The sequence below is a fragment of the Pseudomonas chlororaphis subsp. chlororaphis genome (assembly GCF_003945765.1).
GTDB lineage: Bacteria > Pseudomonadota > Gammaproteobacteria > Pseudomonadales > Pseudomonadaceae > Aquipseudomonas > Aquipseudomonas chlororaphis.
Genome location: NZ_CP027712.1, coordinates 6,694,511 through 6,716,796, shown reverse-complemented (window position 1 = coordinate 6,716,796; position 22,286 = coordinate 6,694,511). Strand labels below are relative to the sequence as shown.

17 protein-coding genes and 2 pseudogenes are annotated in these 22,286 nt (G+C 63.9%); 9 read left to right on the top strand and 10 right to left on the bottom strand.

Annotated features, from left to right (window positions below):
• Positions 1–80 precede the first annotated feature (80 nt).
• Positions 81–1,844, top strand: a complete 1,764-nt coding sequence (locus C4K27_RS30675) for a cation:proton antiporter (protein ID WP_009041400.1) — start codon at positions 81–83, stop codon at positions 1,842–1,844.
• Here C4K27_RS30675 and C4K27_RS31555 read toward each other — a convergent pair.
• The 4 genes and pseudogenes from C4K27_RS31555 to uvrD form a co-directional block, all read right to left on the bottom strand.
• Positions 1,841–2,693, bottom strand: a pseudogene (locus C4K27_RS31555) (alpha/beta hydrolase). The gene C4K27_RS30675 and the pseudogene C4K27_RS31555 overlap by 4 nt on opposite strands.
• 60 nt (positions 2,694–2,753) lie before the next feature.
• Positions 2,754–3,161 carry an SMI1/KNR4 family protein gene (locus C4K27_RS30660; protein WP_007927598.1) on the bottom strand — a complete coding sequence of 136 codons (408 nt, stop codon included), beginning with the start codon at positions 3,159–3,161 and terminating at the stop codon, positions 2,754–2,756.
• Between the two features lie 138 nt (positions 3,162–3,299).
• A complete protein-coding gene (locus tag C4K27_RS30655) occupies positions 3,300–4,178 on the bottom strand; it encodes a Tim44 domain-containing protein (protein WP_053263154.1) in 879 nt (292 codons plus the stop codon).
• Positions 4,179–4,434: 256 nt separating this feature from the next.
• Positions 4,435–6,618 (bottom strand): DNA helicase II, encoded by a 2,184-nt coding sequence (gene uvrD / locus C4K27_RS30650; RefSeq protein ID WP_007927596.1) that lies wholly within the window; start codon positions 6,616–6,618, stop codon positions 4,435–4,437.
• Positions 6,619–6,864: 246 nt separating this feature from the next.
• Here uvrD and C4K27_RS30645 point away from each other — a divergent pair, with 246 nt between their 5' ends.
• The 3 genes from C4K27_RS30645 to C4K27_RS30635 all read left to right on the top strand — a co-directional run bounded on the left by C4K27_RS30645 (position 6,865) and on the right by C4K27_RS30635 (position 11,248).
• Positions 6,865–9,729: an EAL domain-containing protein gene (locus C4K27_RS30645; RefSeq protein WP_053263153.1), complete on the top strand. Its 2,865-nt coding sequence runs from the start codon at positions 6,865–6,867 to the stop codon at positions 9,727–9,729.
• A gap of 237 nt (positions 9,730–9,966) precedes the next feature.
• Positions 9,967–10,833 (top strand): transcriptional regulator HexR, encoded by an 867-nt coding sequence (gene hexR, locus C4K27_RS30640; protein ID WP_007927594.1) that lies wholly within the window; start codon positions 9,967–9,969, stop codon positions 10,831–10,833.
• A 202-nt stretch (positions 10,834–11,035) separates the two neighbouring features.
• A complete protein-coding gene (locus tag C4K27_RS30635; protein WP_081002350.1) occupies positions 11,036–11,248 on the top strand; it encodes a PA3496 family putative envelope integrity protein in 213 nt (70 codons plus the stop codon).
• Here C4K27_RS30635 and C4K27_RS30630 read toward each other — a convergent pair.
• On the bottom strand, positions 11,190–12,152 hold the full coding sequence (locus C4K27_RS30630) for a LysR family transcriptional regulator (protein WP_028683627.1): 963 nt from the start codon (positions 12,150–12,152) through the stop codon (positions 11,190–11,192). The two genes, C4K27_RS30635 and C4K27_RS30630, sit on opposite strands and share 59 nt — an antisense overlap.
• Positions 12,153–12,342: 190 nt before the next feature.
• Here C4K27_RS30630 and C4K27_RS30625 point away from each other — a divergent pair, with 190 nt between their 5' ends.
• The 4 genes and pseudogenes from C4K27_RS30625 to C4K27_RS30610 form a co-directional block, all read left to right on the top strand.
• Complete coding sequence (locus tag C4K27_RS30625; protein WP_007927582.1) at positions 12,343–13,758, top strand: acetyl-CoA carboxylase biotin carboxylase subunit; 1,416 nt, start codon at positions 12,343–12,345, stop codon at positions 13,756–13,758.
• An 11-nt stretch (positions 13,759–13,769) separates the two neighbouring features.
• Positions 13,770–15,578 (top strand): sodium-extruding oxaloacetate decarboxylase subunit alpha, encoded by a 1,809-nt coding sequence (oadA, locus tag C4K27_RS30620; protein WP_009041393.1) that lies wholly within the window; start codon positions 13,770–13,772, stop codon positions 15,576–15,578.
• Positions 15,579–15,883: 305 nt separating this feature from the next.
• On the top strand, positions 15,884–17,158 hold the full coding sequence (locus C4K27_RS30615) for a type II toxin-antitoxin system HipA family toxin (protein ID WP_053263152.1): 1,275 nt from the start codon (positions 15,884–15,886) through the stop codon (positions 17,156–17,158).
• Positions 17,155–17,421, top strand: a pseudogene (locus tag C4K27_RS30610) (helix-turn-helix domain-containing protein); the annotation flags it as partial. The gene C4K27_RS30615 and the pseudogene C4K27_RS30610, both read left to right, overlap by 4 nt.
• Positions 17,422–17,508: 87 nt before the next feature.
• Here C4K27_RS30610 and C4K27_RS30605 read toward each other — a convergent pair.
• Together C4K27_RS30605 and C4K27_RS30600 are read right to left on the bottom strand one after the other, a co-directional pair.
• Complete coding sequence (locus C4K27_RS30605) at positions 17,509–18,345, bottom strand: amino acid ABC transporter permease (RefSeq protein WP_053263150.1); 837 nt, start codon at positions 18,343–18,345, stop codon at positions 17,509–17,511.
• Complete coding sequence (locus tag C4K27_RS30600) at positions 18,342–19,163, bottom strand: ABC transporter substrate-binding protein (protein ID WP_053263149.1); 822 nt, start codon at positions 19,161–19,163, stop codon at positions 18,342–18,344. The genes C4K27_RS30605 and C4K27_RS30600 overlap by 4 nt, the downstream gene beginning before the upstream one ends.
• A 111-nt stretch (positions 19,164–19,274) precedes the next feature.
• On the opposite strand from C4K27_RS30600, the gene C4K27_RS30595 reads away from it, so the two are divergent.
• The gene (locus C4K27_RS30595) at positions 19,275–20,174 is read left to right on the top strand and encodes a homocysteine S-methyltransferase family protein (protein WP_053263148.1); all 900 of its coding nucleotides are present in this window, start codon (positions 19,275–19,277) and stop codon (positions 20,172–20,174) included.
• A 269-nt stretch (positions 20,175–20,443) separates the two neighbouring features.
• Here the strand turns inward: C4K27_RS30595 and C4K27_RS30590 are convergent, their stop codons facing one another.
• The 3 genes from C4K27_RS30590 to C4K27_RS30580 are packed head-to-tail and all read right to left on the bottom strand — an operon-like array spanning position 20,444 to position 22,212.
• Positions 20,444–21,115 (bottom strand): GNAT family N-acetyltransferase, encoded by a 672-nt coding sequence (locus tag C4K27_RS30590; protein ID WP_053263147.1) that lies wholly within the window; start codon positions 21,113–21,115, stop codon positions 20,444–20,446.
• Positions 21,116–21,133: 18 nt separating this feature from the next.
• Complete coding sequence (locus C4K27_RS30585; protein ID WP_053263146.1) at positions 21,134–21,580, bottom strand: GNAT family N-acetyltransferase; 447 nt, start codon at positions 21,578–21,580, stop codon at positions 21,134–21,136.
• The gene (locus C4K27_RS30580) at positions 21,577–22,212 is read right to left on the bottom strand and encodes an FMN-binding negative transcriptional regulator (protein WP_053263145.1); all 636 of its coding nucleotides are present in this window, start codon (positions 22,210–22,212) and stop codon (positions 21,577–21,579) included. Before C4K27_RS30580 ends, C4K27_RS30585 begins: the two co-directional genes overlap by 4 nt.
• Positions 22,213–22,286: the final 74 nt, after the last annotated feature.

Genomic DNA, 22,286 nt, shown 5'->3' with positions numbered 1-22,286 from the left:
AGGGCTTTTCCCGCTGGCCGGCAGGCTGCGCAACGCCCCCGCGCCGCCCGCAAGAACACGACCCCAAGGAGCCCCACGCCATGCATGCCATCAGCTTTATTCAGGACCTGGCAGTGATCATGCTGGTCGCAGGCGTGGTGACCATTCTCTTCCATCGGCTCAAGCAGCCGGTGGTCCTCGGCTATATCGTCGCCGGCTTCATCATCGGCCCGCACACCCCGCCGTTCGGCCTGATCCACGACGAAGACACGATCAAGACCCTGGCCGAGCTGGGGGTGATTTTCCTGATGTTCTGCCTGGGCCTGGAGTTCAGCCTGCGCAAGCTGTTCAAGGTCGGCGCCACGGCCTTTATCGCGGCGTTCATGGAAATCGTGCTGATGATCTGGATCGGCTACGAGATCGGCCGCTGGTTCGGCTGGAACACCATGGACTCGCTGTTCCTCGGCGCGATCCTGGCGATTTCCTCGACCACCATCATCGTCAAGGCGCTCAACGACCTGAAGATGAAGAACCAGCGCTTCGCCCAGCTGATCTTCGGCGTGCTGATCGTCGAAGACATCCTCGGCATCGGCATCATCGCCTTGCTCTCGAGCATCGCGGTCAGCGGCACTGTCAGTTCCGGGGAAGTGTTCTCCACCGTCGGCAAACTCTCGCTGTTCATGATCGTCGCCCTGGTCATCGGCATCCTGCTGGTCCCGCGGCTGCTGGCCTACGTGGCCAGGTTCGAAAGCAACGAGATGCTGCTGATTACCGTGCTGGGGCTGTGCTTCGGCTTCTGCCTGCTGGTGGTCAAGCTGGAGTACAGCATGGTGCTCGGCGCCTTCCTGATCGGCGCGATCATGGCCGAGTCGCGGCAATTGCTGAAGATCGAGCGCCTGATCGAGCCGGTACGCGACATGTTCAGCGCCATCTTCTTCGTCGCCATCGGCCTGATGATCGACCCGCAGATCCTCCTGCAGTACGCCTGGCCGATCGCGGTGATCACCGTCGCGGTGGTGCTGGGCAAGATGCTGTCCTGCGGCCTGGGCGCCTTTATCGCCGGCAACGATGGCCGCACCTCGCTACGGGTCGGCATGGGCCTGTCGCAGATCGGCGAGTTCTCCTTCATCATCGCGGCGCTGGGCATGACCCTGCAGGTCACCAGCGACTTTCTCTACCCGGTGGCGGTCGCCGTGTCGGCCATTACCACCTTGCTCACGCCTTACCTGATCCGCGCCGCCGACCCGCTGTCGCTGAAGCTCGCCGCCGTGATGCCGACCCGCCTGAGCCGGGTGTTGGGCATGTACGGCGAATGGTTGCGCAGTATCCAGCCCCATGGCGAGGGGGCGCTGCTGGCGTCGATGATCCGGCGGATCCTGTTGCAGGTCGGGGTCAATCTGGCGCTGGTGGTGGCGATCTTCTTCTCCGGCGGTTATTTCGCCGCGCGCATCGGCGAATACCTGCAGGACTGGATCAGTGATCCGAGCTGGCAGAAGGCGCTGATCTGGGGCGGGGCGCTGCTGCTGTCGCTGCCGTTCCTGATCGCCGCCTATCGCAAGCTCAAGGCCCTGTCGATGCTGCTGGCGGAGATGGGGGTGAAGCCGGAAATGGCCGGGCGTCACACCCAGCGCGTGCGCCGGGTGATCGCCGAGGTGATTCCGGTGCTGTCGCTGCTGGTGATCTTCCTGCTGCTGGCGGCGCTGTCTTCGAGCATCCTGCCGACCACCGAGCTGCTGGTGCTGATTGCGGTGGTGACGGCGGCGGTGGCCGCGCTGCTGTGGCGCTGGTTCATCCGCGTGCACACCCGCATGCAGGTGGCCTTGCTGGATACCCTGGATAACCACAAGGAAGACAATGGGCACTAATTGCCCGGTGATGCACAACTCAGCGGTTGGTCGCGCCAGTGTCGCCAGGCTTCGACCCAGCCCTGGTCGTGGGTGACCCCGGGCAGGCTGACGGATTGTACGCAGAAGGCTTGCGTCCCCCAGTGCCTGCCGATAGGCGGGGTAGAGGCTGGCAGGCACGCTGCGGTCGGCCTGGCCGAGCAAATGCCGTTGCGCCACCAGGGCCAGCTTGGGTGCCTGGTCCAGCGGCTCGAGGGAGCCGTGCAGCGGGCTCAGCCCCAGCGCACTGACCCATAGCCGAGGGCTCAGGTTGCCGGCCAGGGTTTGCACCTGGATAATATCGTCTCGCCGCGCGGCCAGCAACAGGGCCAGTGCCGCGCCACCTGAATAGCCGATCAGTTCGAAATCCTGATTGCCGTAACGCTGTTTGAGGCGGTCGAGGGCCTGGTCGAGGCTGCGCAGTACCGCTGGGGAAAAGCGCTGGTCGGTCCAGATGGTCGCCGTGCAGTCAGCCGCCCTGACGAATTGGCAGGGGCGGGCCAGATAGACGCTGGGACGGGGATCGCTCAGCGCCAGTTACACCATCAGCAGGTGCTGCGGACTGGGGGCGAGGCTGGGTTGGCGGGCTGTCTCCCAGGCATGGCCGTCGCCTTCAAGGTAGACGCGCAGGCGGGGTTGTTTGGATAAGTGCTGGGGCAGGCTGCTGGCGAGCGGGAAGGGTGAGGTGGGCAGGACTTCGACCTGATGGGCGTACTGCGTGCTCAGGCTTTGCAACTGAGCCATGGGCGACTGACAACCCGCCAGCAGGCTGCTGGCGAGTAGTGTCAATGCGGCGATCGACCGGGTGGCGCGACCGCTTGTGAACGTCATGCAACGGGTGGCAGTCGATCCATGCGCCTGCGCCCGCGGGGCGAAACCGCGCAAGGCCGATCAGCTTTCCAGCCAGACGTCCCGCGCCCAGTGCCACACCGATTCCCAGGATTCTTCGGTGATCAGCTCTTCTTCGCCGGACCACAACACCACGGTGCCGTCTTCCTCGACGCAGTAGTAGTCGTCACCGTCCTGGCAGATCGGGATCAGCTCGCGCGGCACGCCCATGTCCCAGGCGGTAGCCGCCACTTCCGGCAGGTAGGTGTGGGATTGCGGGTCGGTCACGGTGACCGGCTCCAGGCTGCCGTAGACGACATCGCTCACGGTCAACAGGAACTCTTTGAAGACGAAGGGGATATTGATGAACAGCTGTTCTTCGATTTCCACCAGCAGGTCTTCATCCGGCAGTTCCAGGGGAACGGGTACCGGTTCGTTTGCTTCACGGAGTTGCTCGATGACTTCTTCCACGGCCTGGGTCCTCTTAGCTCTATGGCGCGGTTTAATAGACGGCGGTTTATACAGTAGCTCGCTATAAGTGCAATCGTGAAATGCAAAACCCCGACCTGAGCCGGGGTTTTGCGATTACCGATGTGACACTGGAGAGAATCAGCCGTTCTGGCGGATACCTGCAACCAGCCAAGGCTGATTTTCGCCCTGGGCGCGCTCCATGTTCCAGCTTTCACTGAACACTTCGCCCTGGTCGAAACGCGAGGTCTTCGACACGCCGGTGAAGGTCAGGGTTGCGATGGTCTTGTCGGCGCGGTCGTCGACGCCTTCCAGTTGCACATTGAGGTTGTCGATGTAGGTCGACTGGAAGCCGTCGCCCAGATCGGCACGTTCCTGCTTCAGGAATTGCAGCATCTGCGGGGTCACGAACTCGGCGATCTTGTCCATTTCGTTGGCGTCCCAGTGTTGCTGCAGGGACTGGAAGTGGTTGCGCGCGGCTTCGACGAAACGCTCTTCGTTGAACCAGGCTGGCGCGTTGATTACCGGACGGGCCACGGCGGCAGGTGCAGCCGAACCACCGAAGATCGAACCGGAGGCAGGTTTTGGCTCGAAGGCTTCACGCTGCATCGGTGCGTGGCCGGCTGGAGCGTACTGCTCCTGCTGCTTGCGACGACGGGCGGCGATAAAGCGGAAGACCAGGAAGGCGATGACCGCCATGATCAGGATGTCGAAGATCTGCATGCCCTGGAAGCCGTCGCCCATGAACATGGAGGCCAGCAGGCCGCCTGCGGCGATACCGGCCAATGGGCCGAGCCAGCGCGAAGCGCCGCTGGCCTTGGTGGCAGCGCCCGCGGCACCGGCAGCACCGGCGGTCGCGGCAGTGGAACCCATGCCGGAAGAGGACGGAGCCATCTGGCTGGTCTGGTGGGTCGGCGCGGCGCCAGCGCTTTTGCCGCCACCGAAGCGCTTGGCGTTGGCGTCGAGGCTCATCGTCAGGCCGATGCACAACGCCATGGCGATGCTAAGAAAACGTTTCATAAAGGGAATTCCCATTTGTGGATGGCACGCGCGCCATGTTGCACAGGTGAAGTGTCACTGGCTAGCGGCAGAGTGTTTCGGGCTTTTGCCTGACAGCCACGGTTCAGCTTGGGTCGAGGCAAGTGGGCCCTGTACAGGTTTGTCCGTTGGGCGGATGCAACGGCTCAGTGGCCGGTCAGCCCGATTTCGCCCCATGCCGCGGGGCATGCTTCTGGTTCAGAAGCATCGCCCCGGCATGGCGAAGGAGGTCAAGGCGTCAGATGGCTTCGAGCTTGGCGTAGCCGAGCATCAGCCACTTGCTGCCTTCGCTGAAGTTCACCTGGACCCGGGCCTGGGCGCCGGCGCCTTCGAAGTTGAGGATCACACCGTCGCCGAATACCGAGTGGCGTACCGCCTGGCCGAGGCTGAGGCCGGTGTCCGGGATCTCGCTGCCGCCGAACAGGCTGCTGGTGCTCTGCGACTGGCCACCGCCGAACGGACGGCTGACGCTGTTGGACAGGCGCACTTCCTGGATCAGCCCCTTCGGTACCTCCCGTACGAAACGCGACACCTTGTTGTAGGTCTCGCTCCCATACAGGCGTCGGGTTTCGGCGTAGGTCATCACCAGGTTCTGCATCGCCCGGGTGATGCCGACGTAGGCCAGGCGGCGTTCCTCTTCAAGGCGGCCGGGCTCTTCCAGGCTCATCTTGTGCGGGAACAGGCCTTCTTCCATGCCCACCAGGAACACGTAAGGGAATTCCAGGCCCTTGGCACTGTGCAGGGTCATCAGCTGGATGCTGTCTTCGTGCTCGTCGGCCTGGGTGTCGCCGGCTTCCAGCGAAGCGTGGCCGAGGAAGGCCGCCAGCGGCGTCAGTTCCTGGTCTTCTTCGGTGTGCTCGAAGTTGCGCGCGGCGCTGACCAGTTCCTCGAGGTTTTCTACCCGGGCCTGGCCTTTCTCGCCTTTTTCCGCTTCGTGGTAGGCGATCAGGCCGGACTGCTCGATAACGGTCTGGGTCATCAGGTGCAACGGCATCTCGGCGGTTTTCGCCGCCAGGTGCTCGATCAGCTCCATGAAGGCGCCCAGGGCACCGGCGGCACGCCCGGTCACGCCTTTATTGGCCACCAGCTGGCGCATCGCTTCCCACATCGACACATGGCTGTGGCGCGCGTGTTCGCGAATCGCTTCGACGGTCTTTTCGCCAATGCCGCGGGTCGGCACGTTGATCACCCGCTCCAGGGCCGCGTCGTTGCCGCGACCTTCCAGCAGGCGCATATAGGCCATGGCGTTCTTGATTTCGGCGCGTTCGAAGAAGCGCTGGCCGCCGTAGATGCGGTACGGAATGCGCTCGCGCAGCAGCGCTTCTTCCAGCACCCGCGACTGGGCGTTGGAGCGATAGAGGATGGCGATATCGCTACGGGCCAGGCCGGTCTTCAGGGCGCTTTCGATGGTTTCCACCACGTAGCGCGCTTCATCGTGTTCGTTGAAGGCGGCGTACAGGTTGATCGCTTCGCCTTCGCCGCCGTCGGTCCACAACTCCTTGCCCAGGCGCCCGGTGTTATTGGCGATCAGGGCGTTGGCGGCCTTGAGGATGCCGGCGGTGGAGCGGTAGTTCTGCTCCAGGCGGATCACTTCGGTGTCCGGGAAGTCTTCGGAATACTGGTGAATGTTCTCGATCTTCGCCCCGCGCCAGCCGTAGATCGACTGGTCGTCGTCGCCCACCACCATCAGGCTGTCGCCGCCCTTGGCCAGCAGGCGCAACCAGGCGTACTGCACGGCGTTGGTGTCCTGGAATTCGTCCACCAGCACGTGGCGGAAACGCTTCTGGTAGTGCGCCAGCAGGCCCGGGTGGTCGCGCCACAGGTCCAGGGCACGCAGCAGCAGCTCGGAGAAGTCGATGACCCCGGCGCGCTGGCAGGCGGCCTCGTAGGCTTCGTAGATGCCGCGCATGGTGGCCAGGAACAGGTCGCCGCTGGCTTGAATGTGTTGCGGACGCAGGCCTTCGTCCTTCTGCCCGTTGATGAACCACTGGGCCTGCCGGGCCGGCCAGCGCTGCTCGTCCAGGCCCAGGTCGCGGATCACCCGCTTGACCAGGCGTTGCTGGTCGTCGCTGTCGAGGATCTGGAAGGTCTGGCTCAGGCCGGCCTCTTGCCAGTGCGCCCGCAGCAGGCGGTGCGCCAGGCCGTGGAAGGTACCGACCCACATGCCGGCCGGGTTGATACCCATCAACTGCTCGATACGCTGGCGCATCTCGGCAGCGGCCTTGTTGGTGAAGGTCACCGACAGGATGGAGTGGGGCGAGGCGTTCTCGACCTGGATCAACCAGGCGATACGGTGCACCAGCACTCGGGTTTTACCGGAGCCAGCACCGGCCAGGACCAACTGACGACCCAAGGAGGCGGCTACGGCCTGGCGTTGGGCATCGTTGAGGGAGTTCAGCAGAAGGGAGAGATCATCGCGCATCGGGGCATTCTAGGGGGCTGGCGCACACCGGGCAAACCAAGCTTTGGTTTAGCCGATAAAAGAACGCCAGGGACGACCGGTCGGTCACGGGCTGCAGCCGTTGGCCGGGCTTGGCTGGAGGAATTTCGCAGGGATCGGCGCTCGCGCGGATTTGCCGATTTTATGATTCCAGGCAGTTTGGTCCGGGCGGTTGCTTGTGTATGCTCCGGCGACGTTTCGGGCTCAATCATTATAAGAACACTGCCTATGACACTCAGCACTGGCCCGTCCGGACCCTTCGTGGAGCCTCGGGTTGTTCGCAAGCAATACGCCATGGAGATGGCGGTAGAGCGCACGCGCCTGCTTTATCAGGGCTCCCTGTTGCCCACCCTGTTCATGCTGCTCAACGGCCTGGTCTGCGCCTGGCTGCTGTGGAGCCCCGAGCGTTATTGGCTGGTCAGCGTGTGGATGGTCTGGTTGCTGGCCCTGGTCGCCCTGCGGGTGATCCAGGTGGCGGCGTTCGACTCGGCGATTCCCAGCCGCCAGGCGCAGCCGGTCTGGCGCCGCATGTTCCTGCTCGGCTCCGCCGTCAGCGGCCTGACCCTGGCCTGCGCCGGCATCGCCCTGATGCCCACCGACAATTTCCTGCAGCAGGCCTGGGTCTTCGGCCTGATCGGCGCGGCGATCCTCTCGGCCAGCGTGGCCTACGCGGTCAGCCTGCCGGCCTTCCTGTCCTTTACCTTGCCCTGTTTGCTACCGGCGATCGGCTACCTGTTCTGGGGCGGCGACGATCAGCAGCGCGGCTGGGGCTGGCTGGGGTTGATCCTGCTGGTGTCGCTGAGCGTGGTGGCCTGGCAGGTCAACCGCCTGATCCAGATGGGCTTGCTGCGGCGTTTCCAGAACCAGGCCCTGATCGAACATCTGCAACAGGCGCAGAGTCGCAGCGAACAGCTCAACAGCGAGCTGTTGCGGGAAGTCGAGCAGCGTCGCCGCGCCGAAGAGCAATTGCGCGAAGCCCAGGTCGGCCTGGAAAGCCGAGTGGCCCAGCGCAGCCTCGAGCTGGACGCGGCCAACCAGGCCCTGAGCAAGAGCGAAGCGCGCCTGGCCCTGGCCCTCAAGGCCAGCCAGCTGGGGCTGTGGGACTGGAACCTGCAGACCGACGAGGTCCATCACAGCCATATCAAGGAGCTGTTCGGCCTGGAGCCGGAGTTCGTGCGGGCGATGCTCAGCCACCTCAAGCCGCTGCTGCATCCCGAAGACCTGCCGCTGCTCAAGCGCGCGCTGGTGGAGCACCTGAAGGGGCGCACCGAGGATTACCTGGTGGAATATCGCGTGCGGCATGCCGATGGCCGCTGGGTCTGGATCGAGGACCGTGGCCGCGCCGTGGAGCGCGGCCCAGGCGGGCGGGTGCTGCGCATGGTCGGCACCCGGCGCGATATCAGCGCCAGTAAGCAACAGGAAGAGCAGCGCCGCCTGTCGGCGATGGTGTTCGAGGCGGCCAGCGAGGGCATCGTGATCCTCGACCCCGATTACGTGCTGCTGGCGGTCAATCAGGCGTTCAGCCGGGTTACCGGTTACCAGATCGAGGACATGCTCGGGCGCAATGTGGTCGACCTGCCGTGCAGTCGCGACGCACGGCGGCACTTTCCGGTGATTCATCAAACTCTCGAACAGCATGGCAGCTGGCAGGGCGAATTGGTGGAGGCACGCAAGAACGGCGAGCTGTACCCGCAGTGGCTGCAATTGAACGTGGTGCGCGATACCCGGGGAAAGGTAAGCCATATTGTGGGCTTCTTCGCCGATCTGTCGGCGCGGCGCGAATCCGAGGAGCGCATGCGCTACCTGACCCATTACGACGAGCTCACCGGCCTGGCCAACCGTTCGCTGTTTCGCGAACGCTTGCGCGAAGCCCATCAACGGATGCGCCAGGGCGGCCGCAGCCTGGCCCTGGTGCATATCAACCTGGACCGTTTCAAGCTGCTCAACGACAGCCTGGGCCACGACATCGCCGACCAGCTGTTGCAGAAAATGGCGCGGCGGCTGGTCAACGCGCTGCCGGAAGCCGACACCATTGCCCGCTTGTCCGGCGATGAGTTCGCGGTGCTGTTCGATGCCTATGGCTGCCTGTCGAGCCTGACCCGGGTGGCCACCCGCTTGTCGGCGAAGCTGCGCCTGCCGATTACCGTGGAAGGCCATGAGCTGGTGGTCAGCGCTTCCATGGGCATCAGCATGCTGCCCGACAGCGCGCGGGAAATTCCGGCGCTGATCAGCCAGTCGAACATCGCCATGCAACACGCCAAGCACCTGGGCGGCAACAACTTCCAGTTCTACACCGCCAGCCTGCAAGCCAGCACTCTGGAGCGCCTGCAACTGGAGAACCAGCTGCGCAAGGCGGTCGAGGAGCGCCAACTGAAGGTGTTCTACCAGCCGAAACTGTGCCTCGCCACCGGCCGCATGAACGCCGCCGAAGCCCTGGTGCGCTGGGACCATCCCGACCTGGGGCGGGTGCCGCCGGGGGACTTTATCGGCCTGGCGGAAGAGATCGGTCTGATCGGCCCGATCGGCGAATTCGTCTTGCGCCAGGCCTGCTGGCAAGCCTGCGAGTGGCAGCGCCAGGGGCTGCCGGCGATTCGGGTTTCGGTGAACCTGTCGGTGCATCAACTGCGCCAGGGCAAGCTGGTCAGCCAGGTGCGCAGCGTGCTGGAAGAGACCGGGCTGGCGCCGCATTTCCTCGAGCTGGAGCTGACCGAAAGCCATCTGCTCGACAGCGTCGAACACATCGTTTCGACCTTCCAGCAACTGCGTGACCTGGGGGTGAAGCTGGCCATCGACGACTTCGGCACCGGTTATTCCTCGCTGAGCTACCTCAAGCGGATTCCGGTGGACTACGTGAAGATCGACCAGGCATTCATCCGCGGCCTGAGCGAAGGCGGCGCCGACGCGGCGATCACCCGGGCGATCATCGCCATGGCCCATGGGCTGTCGCTGAAGGTGGTGGCCGAAGGGGTGGAGCATCCGGAGCAGCTGGCATTTCTCAAGGAGCAGAAATGCGATGAGGTGCAGGGCTACCTGATCAGTCGGCCGGTGGAAGCCGAGGGGCTTGCGGTGCTGTTGCGGGCCGAGACCCTGTAGCCGCTGCCGCAGGCTGCGATCGGCTGCGCAGCGGCCGCAAAAGGCCAGGAATATCTGAAGTTTTTACGAATACCGGCTGCCCGGCTCCAGCAGCTACAAAGAGCAGGCGAGGCTAAAACAGTGGGGCGCAAAGGTGATTCAGTTACGCATTGAGCAGGCAAAAAGCGAATTCATGTAGTATAACTACAAAATTGCTACATCCTTGGGCGTCTGCCCCATAACAATGAGTCCAGCCCTTTGAATCTGTTGCAGCACATTGCCCAATCACGCCATCTCTTGCGCAAGTCGGAGCTCAAGGTCGCCGATCATGTGCTGCTCGACCCTGCGGCTGTGATGCACAGTTCCATGGCCGACCTGGCCCACAGCGTGGGTATCAGCGAGCCGACCATCGTGCGCTTCTGCCGCGCCATCGGTTGCTCGGGGTTCCAGGACCTGAAGCTCAAGCTGGCCCAGAGCCTGGCCGCCGGGGCGAGCTTCGGCCAGTTCGCGATTCATGAAGACGACTCGGTCGCCGACTACAGCCTGAAAATCTTCGACACCACCCTGCACACCCTGATGGAGGTTCGCGAGAAGCTCGATCCGGTGGAGTTGCAACGGGCTGTGACCCTCATGTCCCAGGCCCAGCGCGTGGAGTTTTACGGCTTCGGCGCCTCGGGCGCGGTGGCGGCGGACGCCCAGCACAAATTCTTCCGCCTGCTGCTGACCGCGGCGGCCTATTCCGACCCGCATATGCAGGCGATGTCGGCGGTGACCTTGAAGCCCACCGACGTGGCGATCTGCATTTCCCAGTCCGGGCGTTCCAAGGACCTGCTGATCACCGCCAACCTGGTGCGTGAAAGCGGCGCCTCGCTGATCACCCTGTGCCCGAGCCAGACGCCGCTGGCCGAGCTGTCGACCGTCAACCTGGCGATCGACGTGCACGAAGACACCGAAATCTACACCCCGCTGACCTCGCGCATCGCCCACCTGGTGGTGATCGACGTCCTGGCGATGGGCGTGGCCATGGCCCGCGGCCCGAGCCTGGTCAACCACCTCAAGAGCGTCAAGCGCAGCCTTCGCAGCCTGCGCCTGTCGCCCAAGTCGGTAAAAGCCCTGGACGACTAGCCCGGCCTTCCGTAGGAGCGAGGCTTGCCCGCGAAGAATGATGGCGCGGTGGGCCAGAAACCCAGCGGCGGGGCCTTCGCGGGCAAGCCTCGCTCCTGCAGGCGGTGGGGGCAACTTTCATCATCCTGTAACCGACCCGCAGCCAAATCGTCATTGGCAGGCGTCATCGTGAAGCTCCCGTACTCGCATTGGGAGACTCGAAATGGCCCGGCCTTACGAAGAGAGCAACAGCGCAGTCAAGACCCGTCGTCAACAGGAAGACCAGCGCCGCATGGAATTTCGCCGCGCGATCGAACATCGCTGTGAGCTGCGCCGTCTGCAGCAGGAAATCAACGACTACCCCGAGCTGGACGCCGTCAATTACTGGCAGGCAGCCTCGGCAGCTTCCCGTCAAAACGCTCAACAAGCCCGCTGATCTGCACCCGTTCGCTGCGGATAAACCCCAGGAACGCATGCGCTACCGGTGACAGGCGTTTTGCCTTGGCCTGCACCAGGCACCAGCTGCGATACAACGGCAGCTCTTCGACCGGCAACTCGACGAGTCCCCCGGTCGCCAACTCAAGGTTCAGGGCGTGGCGCGTCAACAGCGCCACGCCCAGACCCGCCAGCACACACTCGCGCTGAGCCTCGGCCGACGACACTTCCAGGGTCTGGGTGAAGTGCACGCGCTTTTCCTTGAAATATTCCTCGCAGGCCAGGCGCGTGCCCGAACCCTGTTCGCGCACCAGCAGGTTGTAGGGTTCCAGGTCCTGCAGGCGCAGCGGCCCGAGGTGGCACAGCGGATGGTCGGGCGGCGCCACGGCGACGATCGGGTTATTGAGAAACGGCAGGAATTCCAGGCCCATGTCCTGCGGGACCATGGACATGATCACCAGGTCGTCGCGGTTGTCCGAGAGGCGGCGGATCACCTGGCCCCGATTGACCACCGTCAGTTGCAGGTTGACCTCCGGGTGCTGGCGCTTGAAGGCGGCGAACAGGTGCGGCACGAAGTACTTGGCGCTGGATTCCACCGCCAGTTTCAGCTGGCCCTGCAAGGAGCCCTGCATGTCCGACAGTTGCATGTCGAGGTTTTCCAGGCGCCCGAAGATGTCGCGGCTGGCCCGTTGCAGCGCCTCGGCGGCCTCGGTCATATAGAGCTTCTTGCCGACGTAATCGAACAGGGGCTGGCCGATCAGCTCCTCCAGCTGGCGAATCTGCAGGCTGACGGCGGGCTGGGTCAGAGACATTTCGTCGGCCGCCCGGCTGTAGGAGCGCAGATCGCAGACCTCATTGAAAATCTGCAACTGGCGTAATGTCATACGCATCAAGGACTTACGCATTATCTAAGGTCTCGCGCCGAAGGCTGTCGGATCAACTATAAGTCTTTGCTTATGAGCGACCCAATAATTATTGATTTTTGTTAATTCATCGACAGGATTAGTGTGGGCCTGCGACTGGCTTGAAACATTTGGTCACGCGCCGACCCGGTCTAGCGGGTCTTTTGTTCCAACGGCTCAAGGGTACCTCCAAGTGATAAAAAAGATCCTGATCGCCAACCGTGGTGAGATTGCCGTACGAATCGTGCGTGCCTGCGCCGAGATGGGCATTCGCTCGGTCGCGATCTTCTCCGACGCCGATCGCCATGCCCTGCATGTGAAGCGCGCGGATGAAGCCCACAGCATCGGTGCCGAACCCCTGGCCGGCTACCTGAACCCGCGCAAGCTGGTGAACCTGGCCGTGGAAACCGGCTGCGACGCGCTGCACCCCGGCTATGGCTTCCTTTCGGAAAACGCCGAGTTGGCGGACATCTGCGCCGAACGTGGGATCAAATTCATCGGTCCATCGGCTGAAGTGATTCGCCGCATGGGCGACAAGACCGAAGCCCGCCGCAGCATGATCAAGGCAGGCGTGCCGGTCACCCCGGGCACCGAAGGCAACGTCGCGGATATTCATGAAGCCCTGAGCGAAGGCGACCGCATCGGTTACCCGGTGATGCTCAAGGCCACTTCCGGCGGTGGCGGCCGCGGCATTCGTCGCTGCAACAGCCGCGACGAACTGGAACAGGCGTTCCCACGGGTGATTTCCGAGGCGACCAAGGCGTTCGGTTCCGCCGAAGTGTTCCTGGAAAAGTGCATCGTCAATCCCAAGCACATCGAGGCGCAGATCCTCGGCGACAGCTTCGGCAACGTGGTGCACCTGTTCGAGCGCGACTGCTCGATCCAGCGCCGCAACCAGAAGCTGATCGAGATCGCCCCCAGCCCGCAACTGACCCCGGAACAGCGCGCCTACATCGGCGACCTGTCGGTGCGCGCGGCCAAGGCCGTGGGCTACGAGAACGCCGGTACCGTGGAGTTCCTGCTCGCCGACGGCGAGGTGTACTTCATGGAGATGAACACCCGGGTGCAGGTGGAACACACCATCACCGAAGAAATCACCGGCATCGACATCGTTCGCGAGCAGATCCGCATCGCTTCCGGCCTGCCGCTGTCGGTGAAGCAGGAAGACATCCACCACCGCGGTTTCGCCCTGCAGTTCCGGATCAACGCCGAAGACCCGAAAAACAACTTCCTGCCGAGCTTCGGCAAGATCACCCGTTACTACGCGCCCGGCGGCCCCGGCGTGCGGACCGACACGGCGATCTACACCGGCTACACCATTCCGCCGTTCTACGACTCCATGTGTCTGAAGCTGGTGGTCTGGGCCCTGACCTGGGAAGAGGCGATGGACCGTGGCTTGCGCGCCCTGGACGACATGCGTCTGCAAGGGGTCAAGACCACTGCCGCCTATTACCAGGAAATCCTGCGTAACCCGGAATTCCGTAGCGGCCAGTTCAACACCAGTTTTGTGGAAAGCCACCCTGAGCTGACCAACTACTCGATCAAGCGCAAACCCGAAGAGCTGGCCCTGGCCATTGCCGCCGCCATCGCCGCCCACGCAGGCCTGTGAGGAAAAGAACAATGAGCAAGAAGATTTTTGTTACCGACACCATCCTGCGTGACGCCCACCAATCGCTGCTGGCGACCCGCATGCGCACCGAAGACATGCTGCCGATCTGCGACAAGCTCGACAAAGTCGGCTACTGGTCGCTGGAAGTCTGGGGCGGCGCGACCTTCGACGCCTGCGTGCGCTTCCTCAAGGAAGACCCGTGGGAGCGCCTGCGCAAACTGCGCGCCGCGCTGCCCAACACCCGCCTGCAAATGCTCCTGCGCGGGCAGAACCTGCTGGGCTACCGCCATTACAGCGACGACGTGGTCAAGGCCTTCGTCGCCAAGGCGGCGGTCAACGGCATCGACGTGTTCCGCATCTTCGACGCCATGAACGACGTGCGTAACCTGCGGGTGGCCATCGAAGCGGTGAAAGCCGCCGGCAAGCACGCCCAGGGCACCATCGCCTACACCACCAGCCCGGTGCACACCATCGAGGCGTTCGTGGCCCAGGCCAAGCAGATGGAATCCATGGGTTGCGACTCGGTGGCGATCAAGGACATGGCCGGCCTGCTGACCCCTTATGCCACTGGCGAACTGGTCAAGGCGCTGAAGGCCGAGCAATCGCTGCCGGTGTTCGTCCACTCCCATGACACCGCCGGCCTGGCCGCGATGTGCCAGCTCAAGGCTATCGAGAACGGCGCCGACCATATCGACACCGCGATCTCCAGCTTCGCCTGGGGCACCAGCCACCCGGGCACCGAGTCGATGGTCGCCGCCCTCAAAGGCAGCGAATTCGACACCGGCCTGGACCTGGAACTGCTGCAGGAGATCGGCCTGTACTTCTATGCCGTGCGCAAGAAGTACCACCAGTTCGAAAGCGAATTCACCGCGGTCGACACCCGGGTGCAGGTCAACCAGGTGCCGGGCGGGATGATTTCCAACCTGGCCAACCAGCTCAAGGAGCAGGGCGCCCTGAACCGCATGAACGAAGTGCTGGCGGAGATCCCGCGGGTGCGTCACGACCTCGGCTACCCGCCGCTGGTGACCCCGACTTCGCAGATCGTCGGCACCCAGGCGTTCTTCAACGTGCTGGCCGGCGAGCGCTACAAGACCATCACCAACGAGGTGAAGCTGTACCTGCAAGGTGGCTACGGCAAGGCACCGGGCGAGGTGGACGAGAAGCTGCGGCGCCAGGCCATCGGCAGCGAAGAAGTGATCGACGTGCGCCCGGCCGACCTGCTGAAGCCGGAAATGACCAAGCTGCGCAATGACATCGGCGCCCTGGCCAAATCCGAAGAAGACGTGCTGACCTACGCCATGTTCCCGGACATCGGGCGCAAGTTCCTCGAAGAACGCGAAGCCGGCACCCTGACGCCGGAAGTGCTGCTGCCGATTCCGGAAGCGGGCGGCGTGAGCTCGGCCGGCGGCGAAGGCGTACCGACCGAGTTCGTCATCGACGTGCACGGCGAGACCTACCGCGTCGACATCACCGGTGTCGGCGTGAAGGCCGAAGGCAAGCGCCACTTCTACCTGTCCATCGACGGCATGCCGGAAGAAGTGGTGTTCGAGCCGCTCAACGAGTTCGTCGGCGGTGGCAGCAGCAAGCGCAAGCAGGCCAGCGCGCCGGGCCACGTCAGCACCACCATGCCGGGCAACATCGTCGACGTGCTGGTCAAGGAAGGTGACACCGTCAAGGCCGGCCAGGCGGTGCTGATCACCGAAGCCATGAAGATGGAAACCGAAGTCCAGGCGGCCATCGCCGGCAAGGTCACCGCCATCCACGTGGCCAAGGGCGACCGGGTCAACCCGGGTGAAATCCTGATCGAGATCGAAGGCTGATTTTCAATCCTTCATCGGTAACGTTTTACCTCGGGGGGGCTACGGCCTCCCTTTTTTTTTGCCTGTTGCCCGGGACGGCGGGGAGCGATGCGCGTGCCGCTACAGGCGGCTTGAGGGATATTTCCAGGCTGGAACGAACATCATATGAGTGTATTTTAGTGCACTTATTCCGTTCTGAATTTTATATATATGCATTACAATGCACTTAAATGCCTTATGGCTCATTAAAAGTGCACTAAAATGCAGGTAACAAAGTGCTTCGGCTGACTTTGCAGCTCTACTGCGCAGGGGCATGGAACGACGCCATGACCCTGACCTTCGACAGGCCCGAAGAGGGCTTCTCCAGCCCCTGCCGTTTTGGTTATGTCCAGCAGTACCTGGTGGATAACCTGGAGGCTGTCGCCAGCCCGCTGGCCAGGTCGGTCAGTGCGCAGATCCCATTGGGCTGGGAGTCGTGGCGGGAAGAACGAGCCCCGGCCTTTCTCTATGACCTTGCCCCGGCGGCAGCGACCGGGCGCTTCCTGCTGCGCCAGATTGGCCACGAGCGGCCGGACGGCATGGGCGTCGAGTTGTTCCTCTTGAGCCGGTCCAGCGCGGCGCCCATCGGCAACCTGCGGATCAAGGAGTCGCTGGCGGGCTTGCGCAGGCGCCCGGCGCTGGGGTTTTCCCGGGACCAGGTGATCGCCCTCGATAACCGCTTTCTCGAGTACGCCCACGAGCAGGGCGCGGCGTTCGGCGGTACTGCGAGCATCGGCGACGAAGCACCCAAGCTGCTGCTGGCTCAAAACCGCGAGGGCCTGCTGTACCCCGACGCGTTGCTCGACGATGCCTCGGCGGCGTGCCACTGGTGGGTGAAGTTTCCCCGTAACCCGGCCACGCAGAATGACGGCGACATCCTCAGGAGCGAATTCCACTATTACCGGGCGCTGCAACAGTTGGGCATCGATACGCTGCCGGCCGAGGGCCTGGCCCTGGAAGAAGGCCCCAGGCCCAGCCTGTGGATGCAGCGCTTCGACCGTCGGGTAACGCCGGCGGGGGTGGAGCGCCTGGCGGTGGAGTCGATCTATTCCCTGGCGGGGCTGGTGGGCCATGGCCAGGGCATGAGGCACACCGAGGTGCTGGGGATCCTCGCCGAACTGTGGCGAGCCACGGGCCAGGAATCGGCGATCCCCGAGCTGGTGGCGGATTACCTGCGCCGGGACCTGCTCAACAAGATCCTCGGCAACTCGGACAATCATGGACGTAACCTCTCGGTCATCCGCACCGACAGTCGGGTGCAGCTGGCGCCGATCTACGATCTGGCACCCACGGTCATGGACGATGAGGGCATTACCCGGACCATCAAATGGCCCGGGCGCATGGAAGTGGCGGGCGACGTGGACTGGCGCCTGGTATGCGCGAGCCTGAAGCCGCTGCTCGACCCTGAAGCCGCCCTGGCGCGCCTGCGGGAAGATGCCGAACGGCTGCGGGCCTTGCCGGACCTGTTGCACGCCAGCGGCTTGCCCGACGCCACCCTGAATCACCCGCGCATTCACTTGCGCCACTTGGACCGACGCCTGCAGGAGTGGGGACTGCGATGAGTACAACCCTGGAAGAGCGCGGTGCGCTGATCGACAACATCCAGCAGGAGCTGGCGGCCGGCCGCTTGCCGCTTGGCGATGCGGTCAGGCGCCTGCGCAGCGAAGTCACGGGGCTGCATCAGAGCCAGTTCGCCAGGATGTGCCGGATTTCCCTGCGCACCCTGATCCACATCGAACACGGTGACGGCAACCCGACCCTCAAGTCGTTGAACGCGGTGTTCAGGCCCTTCGGTTTGCAGATGGGGGTGGTGGCTGTGCAGAAAACCAGTCGCGCCCGCTCGCTGCTCAATGATCTCGAGCGCCTGGAAAAGGGCCCGGGTACGCCCGAGCCCTCGGCACCCCACTGAGCCTCAGTCGCGCTCGGCGTAGGCCTTGCCGTAATGCCTTTCCATCCGCGCCTGGATCAGTTCCAGGCCGATCGACAGCAGCCAGTAGATGATCGCCGCGGTGCTGAGCATTTCGATGTAGCGGTAGCTGGAGCGGCCGTAGGACTGGGCCAGGAACATCACTTCCCAGACGCCCATCACCGAGATCAGCGACGAATCCTTGAGCATCGAGATGAACTGGTTGGTGGCCGGCGGGATGATGGTGCGCATGGCCTGGGGCAGGGTCACCTGCCAGAAGATCACGCTGTCACTCATGCCCAGGGCCAGGGCCGCCTGGCGTTGGCCGTGGGGCACGCCGAGGATGCCGGCGCGGAAGATCTCGCTGAGGTAGGCGCCGTAGTTCAGCGACAGGGCGATGATCCCCGCGGCGATGGCGCCCGGCACCACGCCCAGTTGCGGCAGGCCGAGGTAGATCAGCAGGATCTGGATCAACAGCGGCGTGCCGCGAAAGAACGAGGCGTAGAAGCTGGCGATGCCAAAGGCCACGGCGCTTTTCGACAACCGGGCCAGCGCGGTGACGAAGCCCAGCAGCGACGACAGCACGATTGAGCAGAGGCAGAGGAACAGGGTCAGCGCCGCGCCTTGCAGAAACCCGTTGGGGGCCAGGGTGATGCCGAGCAGGTTGGGCAGCTTGTCGAGGATGATCGAGAACTTCAGGTCGAAGCTCAGGAAGAAACTGGCGAACAGGCCGAACAGCACCGCCCAGGTCAGGTACAGGCGGGTGCGGAAACCGAAGAGGCGTTTGACCAGCGGCTCGGCCAGCGCTTGCGGTGGCCGAGGTGGTTGCGAAAGAGAAGTCATTGGCTGATGTCGGCGCCGATCCATTTCTGCGAGAGCTTGCTCAGGGTGCCGTCCTGCTTCAGCTGGGCGAACACCTCACGGACCTTGGCATGCCACTGGGCGTCGCCTTTTTCGATGGCCACCGAGTTGGGTTCGGCGTACAGCGGCTCGCCGGCGAGCTTGAAGCGCGGGTCCTGGGCCAGGCGCGGCTGGGCCGTTACCAGGTTGGTGAGGATCGCGTCCAGGCGCACGCCAGCGCCCAGGCCGAGGTCCTGGAAGGCCACGTTGTCGGTGTCGTACGGGGCGATCTGCACGTTGTCGAACGGGTACTGCAACCGGGTGTCCTCGGCACCCTCGATCACCAGGTTCTTGTTCAGGTAGCTCTCGTAGCTGGACGCGCTGGTCAGGCCGACCTTCTTGTCGCTCAGGTCCTTGGCGCCGTGGATACGATCGTCCTTGGCGTTGACTACGATCACCGCTGGCGAGGCGTAGTACTGCACTGGAAAGTCGAAGACTTCGGCGCGGGCCTTGCTCGGGGTCATGGAGCAGATGCAGATGTCGTAGCGGCCGCTCCAGCGGCCGGCGGCGATCACGTCCCAGGACGGTGTTTCCAGGCGCAGCTTCACCCCCAGTTTGTCGGCCACGGCCTTGGCCACGTCCACGTCGAAGCCATCGAGCTGATTCTGATCATTGAGGAAGGAGAAGGGCGGGTAGCTTTCCATCAGCACGCCGACCAACTCTTTTTTCTGTTCGATACGGTCCAGGGTGGCACCGGCAAAAGCCTGGCTGGAGGCAGCGAGAATCGTCAGGCCCAGGGCCAGCAGCGGTTTGAATTTCATTGGAATCCCGGGCAGAAAAAAAGTTGTTATTAACTGAATGGTGCGTATTAAATAGTTATAAGAACGACTCAGGTAGTGAGTTATTTTCATAAGCATATGAGAAAAAAGCATATGGGCGCAGAAAGCAGGGTAATTCTGGATGGCGGCATGGGTCGTGAACTGCAACGCCGCGGGGCGCCGTTCAGGCAGCCCGAGTGGTCGGCGCTGGCCCTGAGCGAAGCACCGCAGGCAGTGGAAGCGGTGCATGCGGCTTATATCGAAAGCGGTGCCAACGTCATCACCAGCAACAGCTACGCAGTGGTGCCGTTCCACATCGGCGAAGCGCGTTTTGCCGCCGAAGGCCAGGCGCTGGCGGCGTTGGCCGGCGAACTGGCGCGGCGCGCGGTACAGGCTTCCGGCAAACCGGTGCGGGTAGCCGGTTCGCTACCGCCGCTGTTCGGCTCCTATCGCCCGGACCTGTTCGAGGCCGGTCGTGCCGCCGAGTTGCTGGCACCGCTGGTCAACGGCCTGGCCCCGCATGTCGACCTGTGGCTGGCGGAAACCCAGAGCTCCACGGTCGAGGCGCGGGCGATCCACGCCGGCCTGCCCAAGGACGGCAAACCCTTCTGGCTATCGTTCACCTTGCACGATGAGAACCCTGACCAGGTGCCACGCCTGCGCTCCGGCGAGCCGGTGGCGGACGCGGCGGCGGTGGCCGCCGAGCTGGGGGTGGAAACCCTGCTGTTCAATTGCAGCCAGCCGGAAGTGATAGGCGCGGCGATCGACGCGGCGCGGGCAACCTTCGAGCGGCTGGGGGTGAAGATCCATATCGGCGCCTACGCCAACGCCTTCCCGCCGCAACCGAAAGAAGCCACGGCCAACGATGGCCTCGACCCGCTGCGCGACGACCTCGACCCGCCGGGTTACCTGCAATGGGCGGCCGACTGGCGGCAACGCGGCGCCAGCCACCTGGGCGGTTGCTGCGGTATCGGGCCGGAGCACATTGCGGTGCTGGCGCAGCAGCTGGCCTAAACCGTGCGACTCCTATATCCCGACCATGCTCGATGCTTTATGTAGCCGCTGCCGAAGGCTGCGATCGAGCGGCACGCTCGCGGGGATCTTGCAACCGCCAAAGACCCTGCGGGTCTATCGCAGGCTGCGCCAGCGGCTACAGGGGCAGTGCCAGGCACGATAATGGAGTCGTGCTCATGCTTTGTGTAGCCGCTGCCGAAGGCTGCGATCGAGCGGCACGCTCGCGGGGATCCTGCAACCGCCGGAGACCCTGCGGGTCTATCGCAGGCTTACCCTCGGCACTCCGCCAACCCTTTCAACTGCCCCGAGCCGCTCTGGTTGTCCTCGCTCAACCAGCGCTCGAACCCGGCGCCGACCTTCGGCCATTCGGAATCGAGGATCGAGAACCAGGCGGTATCGCGGTTCTGGCCCTTGACCACCATGTGCTGGCGGAACACCCCTTCGAAACTGAAACCCAGGCGCTCGGCCGCATAACGCGAGCGGGCGTTGGCGTTGTTGCACTTCCACTCCAGGCGGCGATAGCCCAGGGCGAAGGCTTCCTTGGCCAGCAGGTACACCGCTTCGGTGCTCTTGGGCGAGCGTTGCATGGGTGCGCCGAAGGTGACGTGGCCGATCTCGATGCGGCCCTGGGCCGGGACGATCGACATCAGGCTGAGCAGGCCCTGCACCTGGCCGCTGGCCCGGTCGACCACGCTGAAGAAATACGGGTCGCTGTTGGCCGCATGGTTGTTCAGCCAGTCATTGAAGGCGCTGCGCTCGGTAAAGGGCCCGTAGGGCAGGTAGTCCCACAGCCTGGGGTCGGCGCCCGGGCCCTGGAAGGCGTGCCACAGGTCGTCGGCGTGGCGCGCCGGGTCGAGTTTTTCCAGGCGGATAAAGTGCCCTTCGAGCAGGGTGGTCGACGGCGGCGGCACGCCTTTCCAGTCGGCGAGTGAGGTCGGCATGGGGTTCTCCTTGAACACTTAAAGGGCTTTGCGAAATTGAATGAAACCCGGGCGTTCGGCGATCCGCTCGTAGAGCTGGATGGCGGTGGCGTTGGTTTCGTGGGTCAGCCAGTGGACCTTGCAGCAGCCGTCGGCCTTGGCGGTGGCGTAGACGAATTCGATCAGTTGGCGACCGACGCCGGTGCCGCGTTGCTCCGGGACCACCAGCAAGTCCTGCAGGTAGCAGGAGTTCTCGATGCTCCAGTTGGAGCGATGGTAGATGAAATGCACCATGCCCACCGCCTGCTCGCCGTCCCAGGCCAGGGCGGCGTGGGTCGGCTCGGCGGGATCGAGGAAGCGCTGCCAGGTGCTGCGGGTGACCGCGTCGGCCAGCTCGGTCTCGTAGAAACGCAGGTAGGCCTGCCACAGCGGCAGCCAGGCTGCGTGGTCAGCGGCGGTGACGGAACGAATCTGGATCTGGCTCATGGCTGCTCCTGGCGCATCAGTTGGGAAATGCTCTGGTCATGGGGATCGGCGCTGGCGGCCAACCCTTCGCGCACGCTGGCGATGTCGGCGGCGGTGCGGTTCTGGCTGAGTTTGCGCTTGCCCTCCAGGCGCTGGATCGGCAGGGCGAAGCCGACGATGGCGCGCAGCATGCTGTCCATGAACTCGGCGGGGGCGTCCTCGAATTTCCAGGGGCTGGCGCGGCCGGCTTCATGCTGGTCGGTCAGGGCGCTGACCACTTCGCGGATGCGCTGCGGATCGTGGAACACCTCGGCCACGCCGTAGGCATGCACGCTCACGTAGTTCCAGGTCGGCACCACTTTGCCGTGCTCGGCCTTGCTCGGGTACAGCGACGGGCTGACGTAGGCTTCGGCGCCCTGGAAGATCAGCAGCGCCTCGGCGCCGCTGGCCAGTTCCTGCCATTGCGGGTTGGCCCTGGCCAGGTGGCCGTAGAGGGTGCCGTACGGGCCCTGGTCCGGGGCGAACGACAGCGGCAGGTGATTGGCCTGCAGGCCGCGCTCCCCGTAGGTCACCAGGGTGGCAAGGCGGGTTTCCCCGATCAGCTGGTGCAGGGTAGGCAGGTCTTCTTCGGCGAAAGCGCGGGGTAGGTACATGGAAAAATATCCTTGGCGAATGGCTGCATCCTAGGCAGGCTATTGGTCTGTTGTAAGAGCCATCTTCAGTCATT

Bases quoted from the DNA above. Each gene is read 5' to 3' on its own strand.
- C4K27_RS30615 (WP_053263152.1), top strand. From the start codon at position 15,884: ATGACCCTGACCTTCGACAGGCCCGAAGAGGGCTTCTCCAGCCCCTGC.
- C4K27_RS30630 (WP_028683627.1), bottom strand. From the start codon at position 12,152: ATGCGTAAGTCCTTGATGCGTATGACATTACGCCAGTTGCAGATTTTC.
- uvrD (WP_007927596.1), bottom strand. From the start codon at position 6,618: ATGCGCGATGATCTCTCCCTTCTGCTGAACTCCCTCAACGATGCCCAA.
- C4K27_RS30675 (WP_009041400.1), top strand. From the start codon at position 81: ATGCATGCCATCAGCTTTATTCAGGACCTGGCAGTGATCATGCTGGTC.
- C4K27_RS30645 (WP_053263153.1), top strand. From the start codon at position 6,865: ATGACACTCAGCACTGGCCCGTCCGGACCCTTCGTGGAGCCTCGGGTT.
- C4K27_RS30595 (WP_053263148.1), top strand. From the start codon at position 19,275: ATGGGCGCAGAAAGCAGGGTAATTCTGGATGGCGGCATGGGTCGTGAA.
- C4K27_RS30605 (WP_053263150.1), bottom strand. From the start codon at position 18,345: ATGACTTCTCTTTCGCAACCACCTCGGCCACCGCAAGCGCTGGCCGAG.
- oadA (WP_009041393.1), top strand. From the start codon at position 13,770: ATGAGCAAGAAGATTTTTGTTACCGACACCATCCTGCGTGACGCCCAC.
- C4K27_RS30580 (WP_053263145.1), bottom strand. From the start codon at position 22,212: ATGTACCTACCCCGCGCTTTCGCCGAAGAAGACCTGCCTACCCTGCAC.
- C4K27_RS30585 (WP_053263146.1), bottom strand. From the start codon at position 21,580: ATGAGCCAGATCCAGATTCGTTCCGTCACCGCCGCTGACCACGCAGCC.
- C4K27_RS30600 (WP_053263149.1), bottom strand. From the start codon at position 19,163: ATGAAATTCAAACCGCTGCTGGCCCTGGGCCTGACGATTCTCGCTGCC.
- C4K27_RS30635 (WP_081002350.1), top strand. From the start codon at position 11,036: ATGGCCCGGCCTTACGAAGAGAGCAACAGCGCAGTCAAGACCCGTCGT.
- C4K27_RS30590 (WP_053263147.1), bottom strand. From the start codon at position 21,115: ATGCCGACCTCACTCGCCGACTGGAAAGGCGTGCCGCCGCCGTCGACC.
- C4K27_RS30655 (WP_053263154.1), bottom strand. From the start codon at position 4,178: ATGAAACGTTTTCTTAGCATCGCCATGGCGTTGTGCATCGGCCTGACG.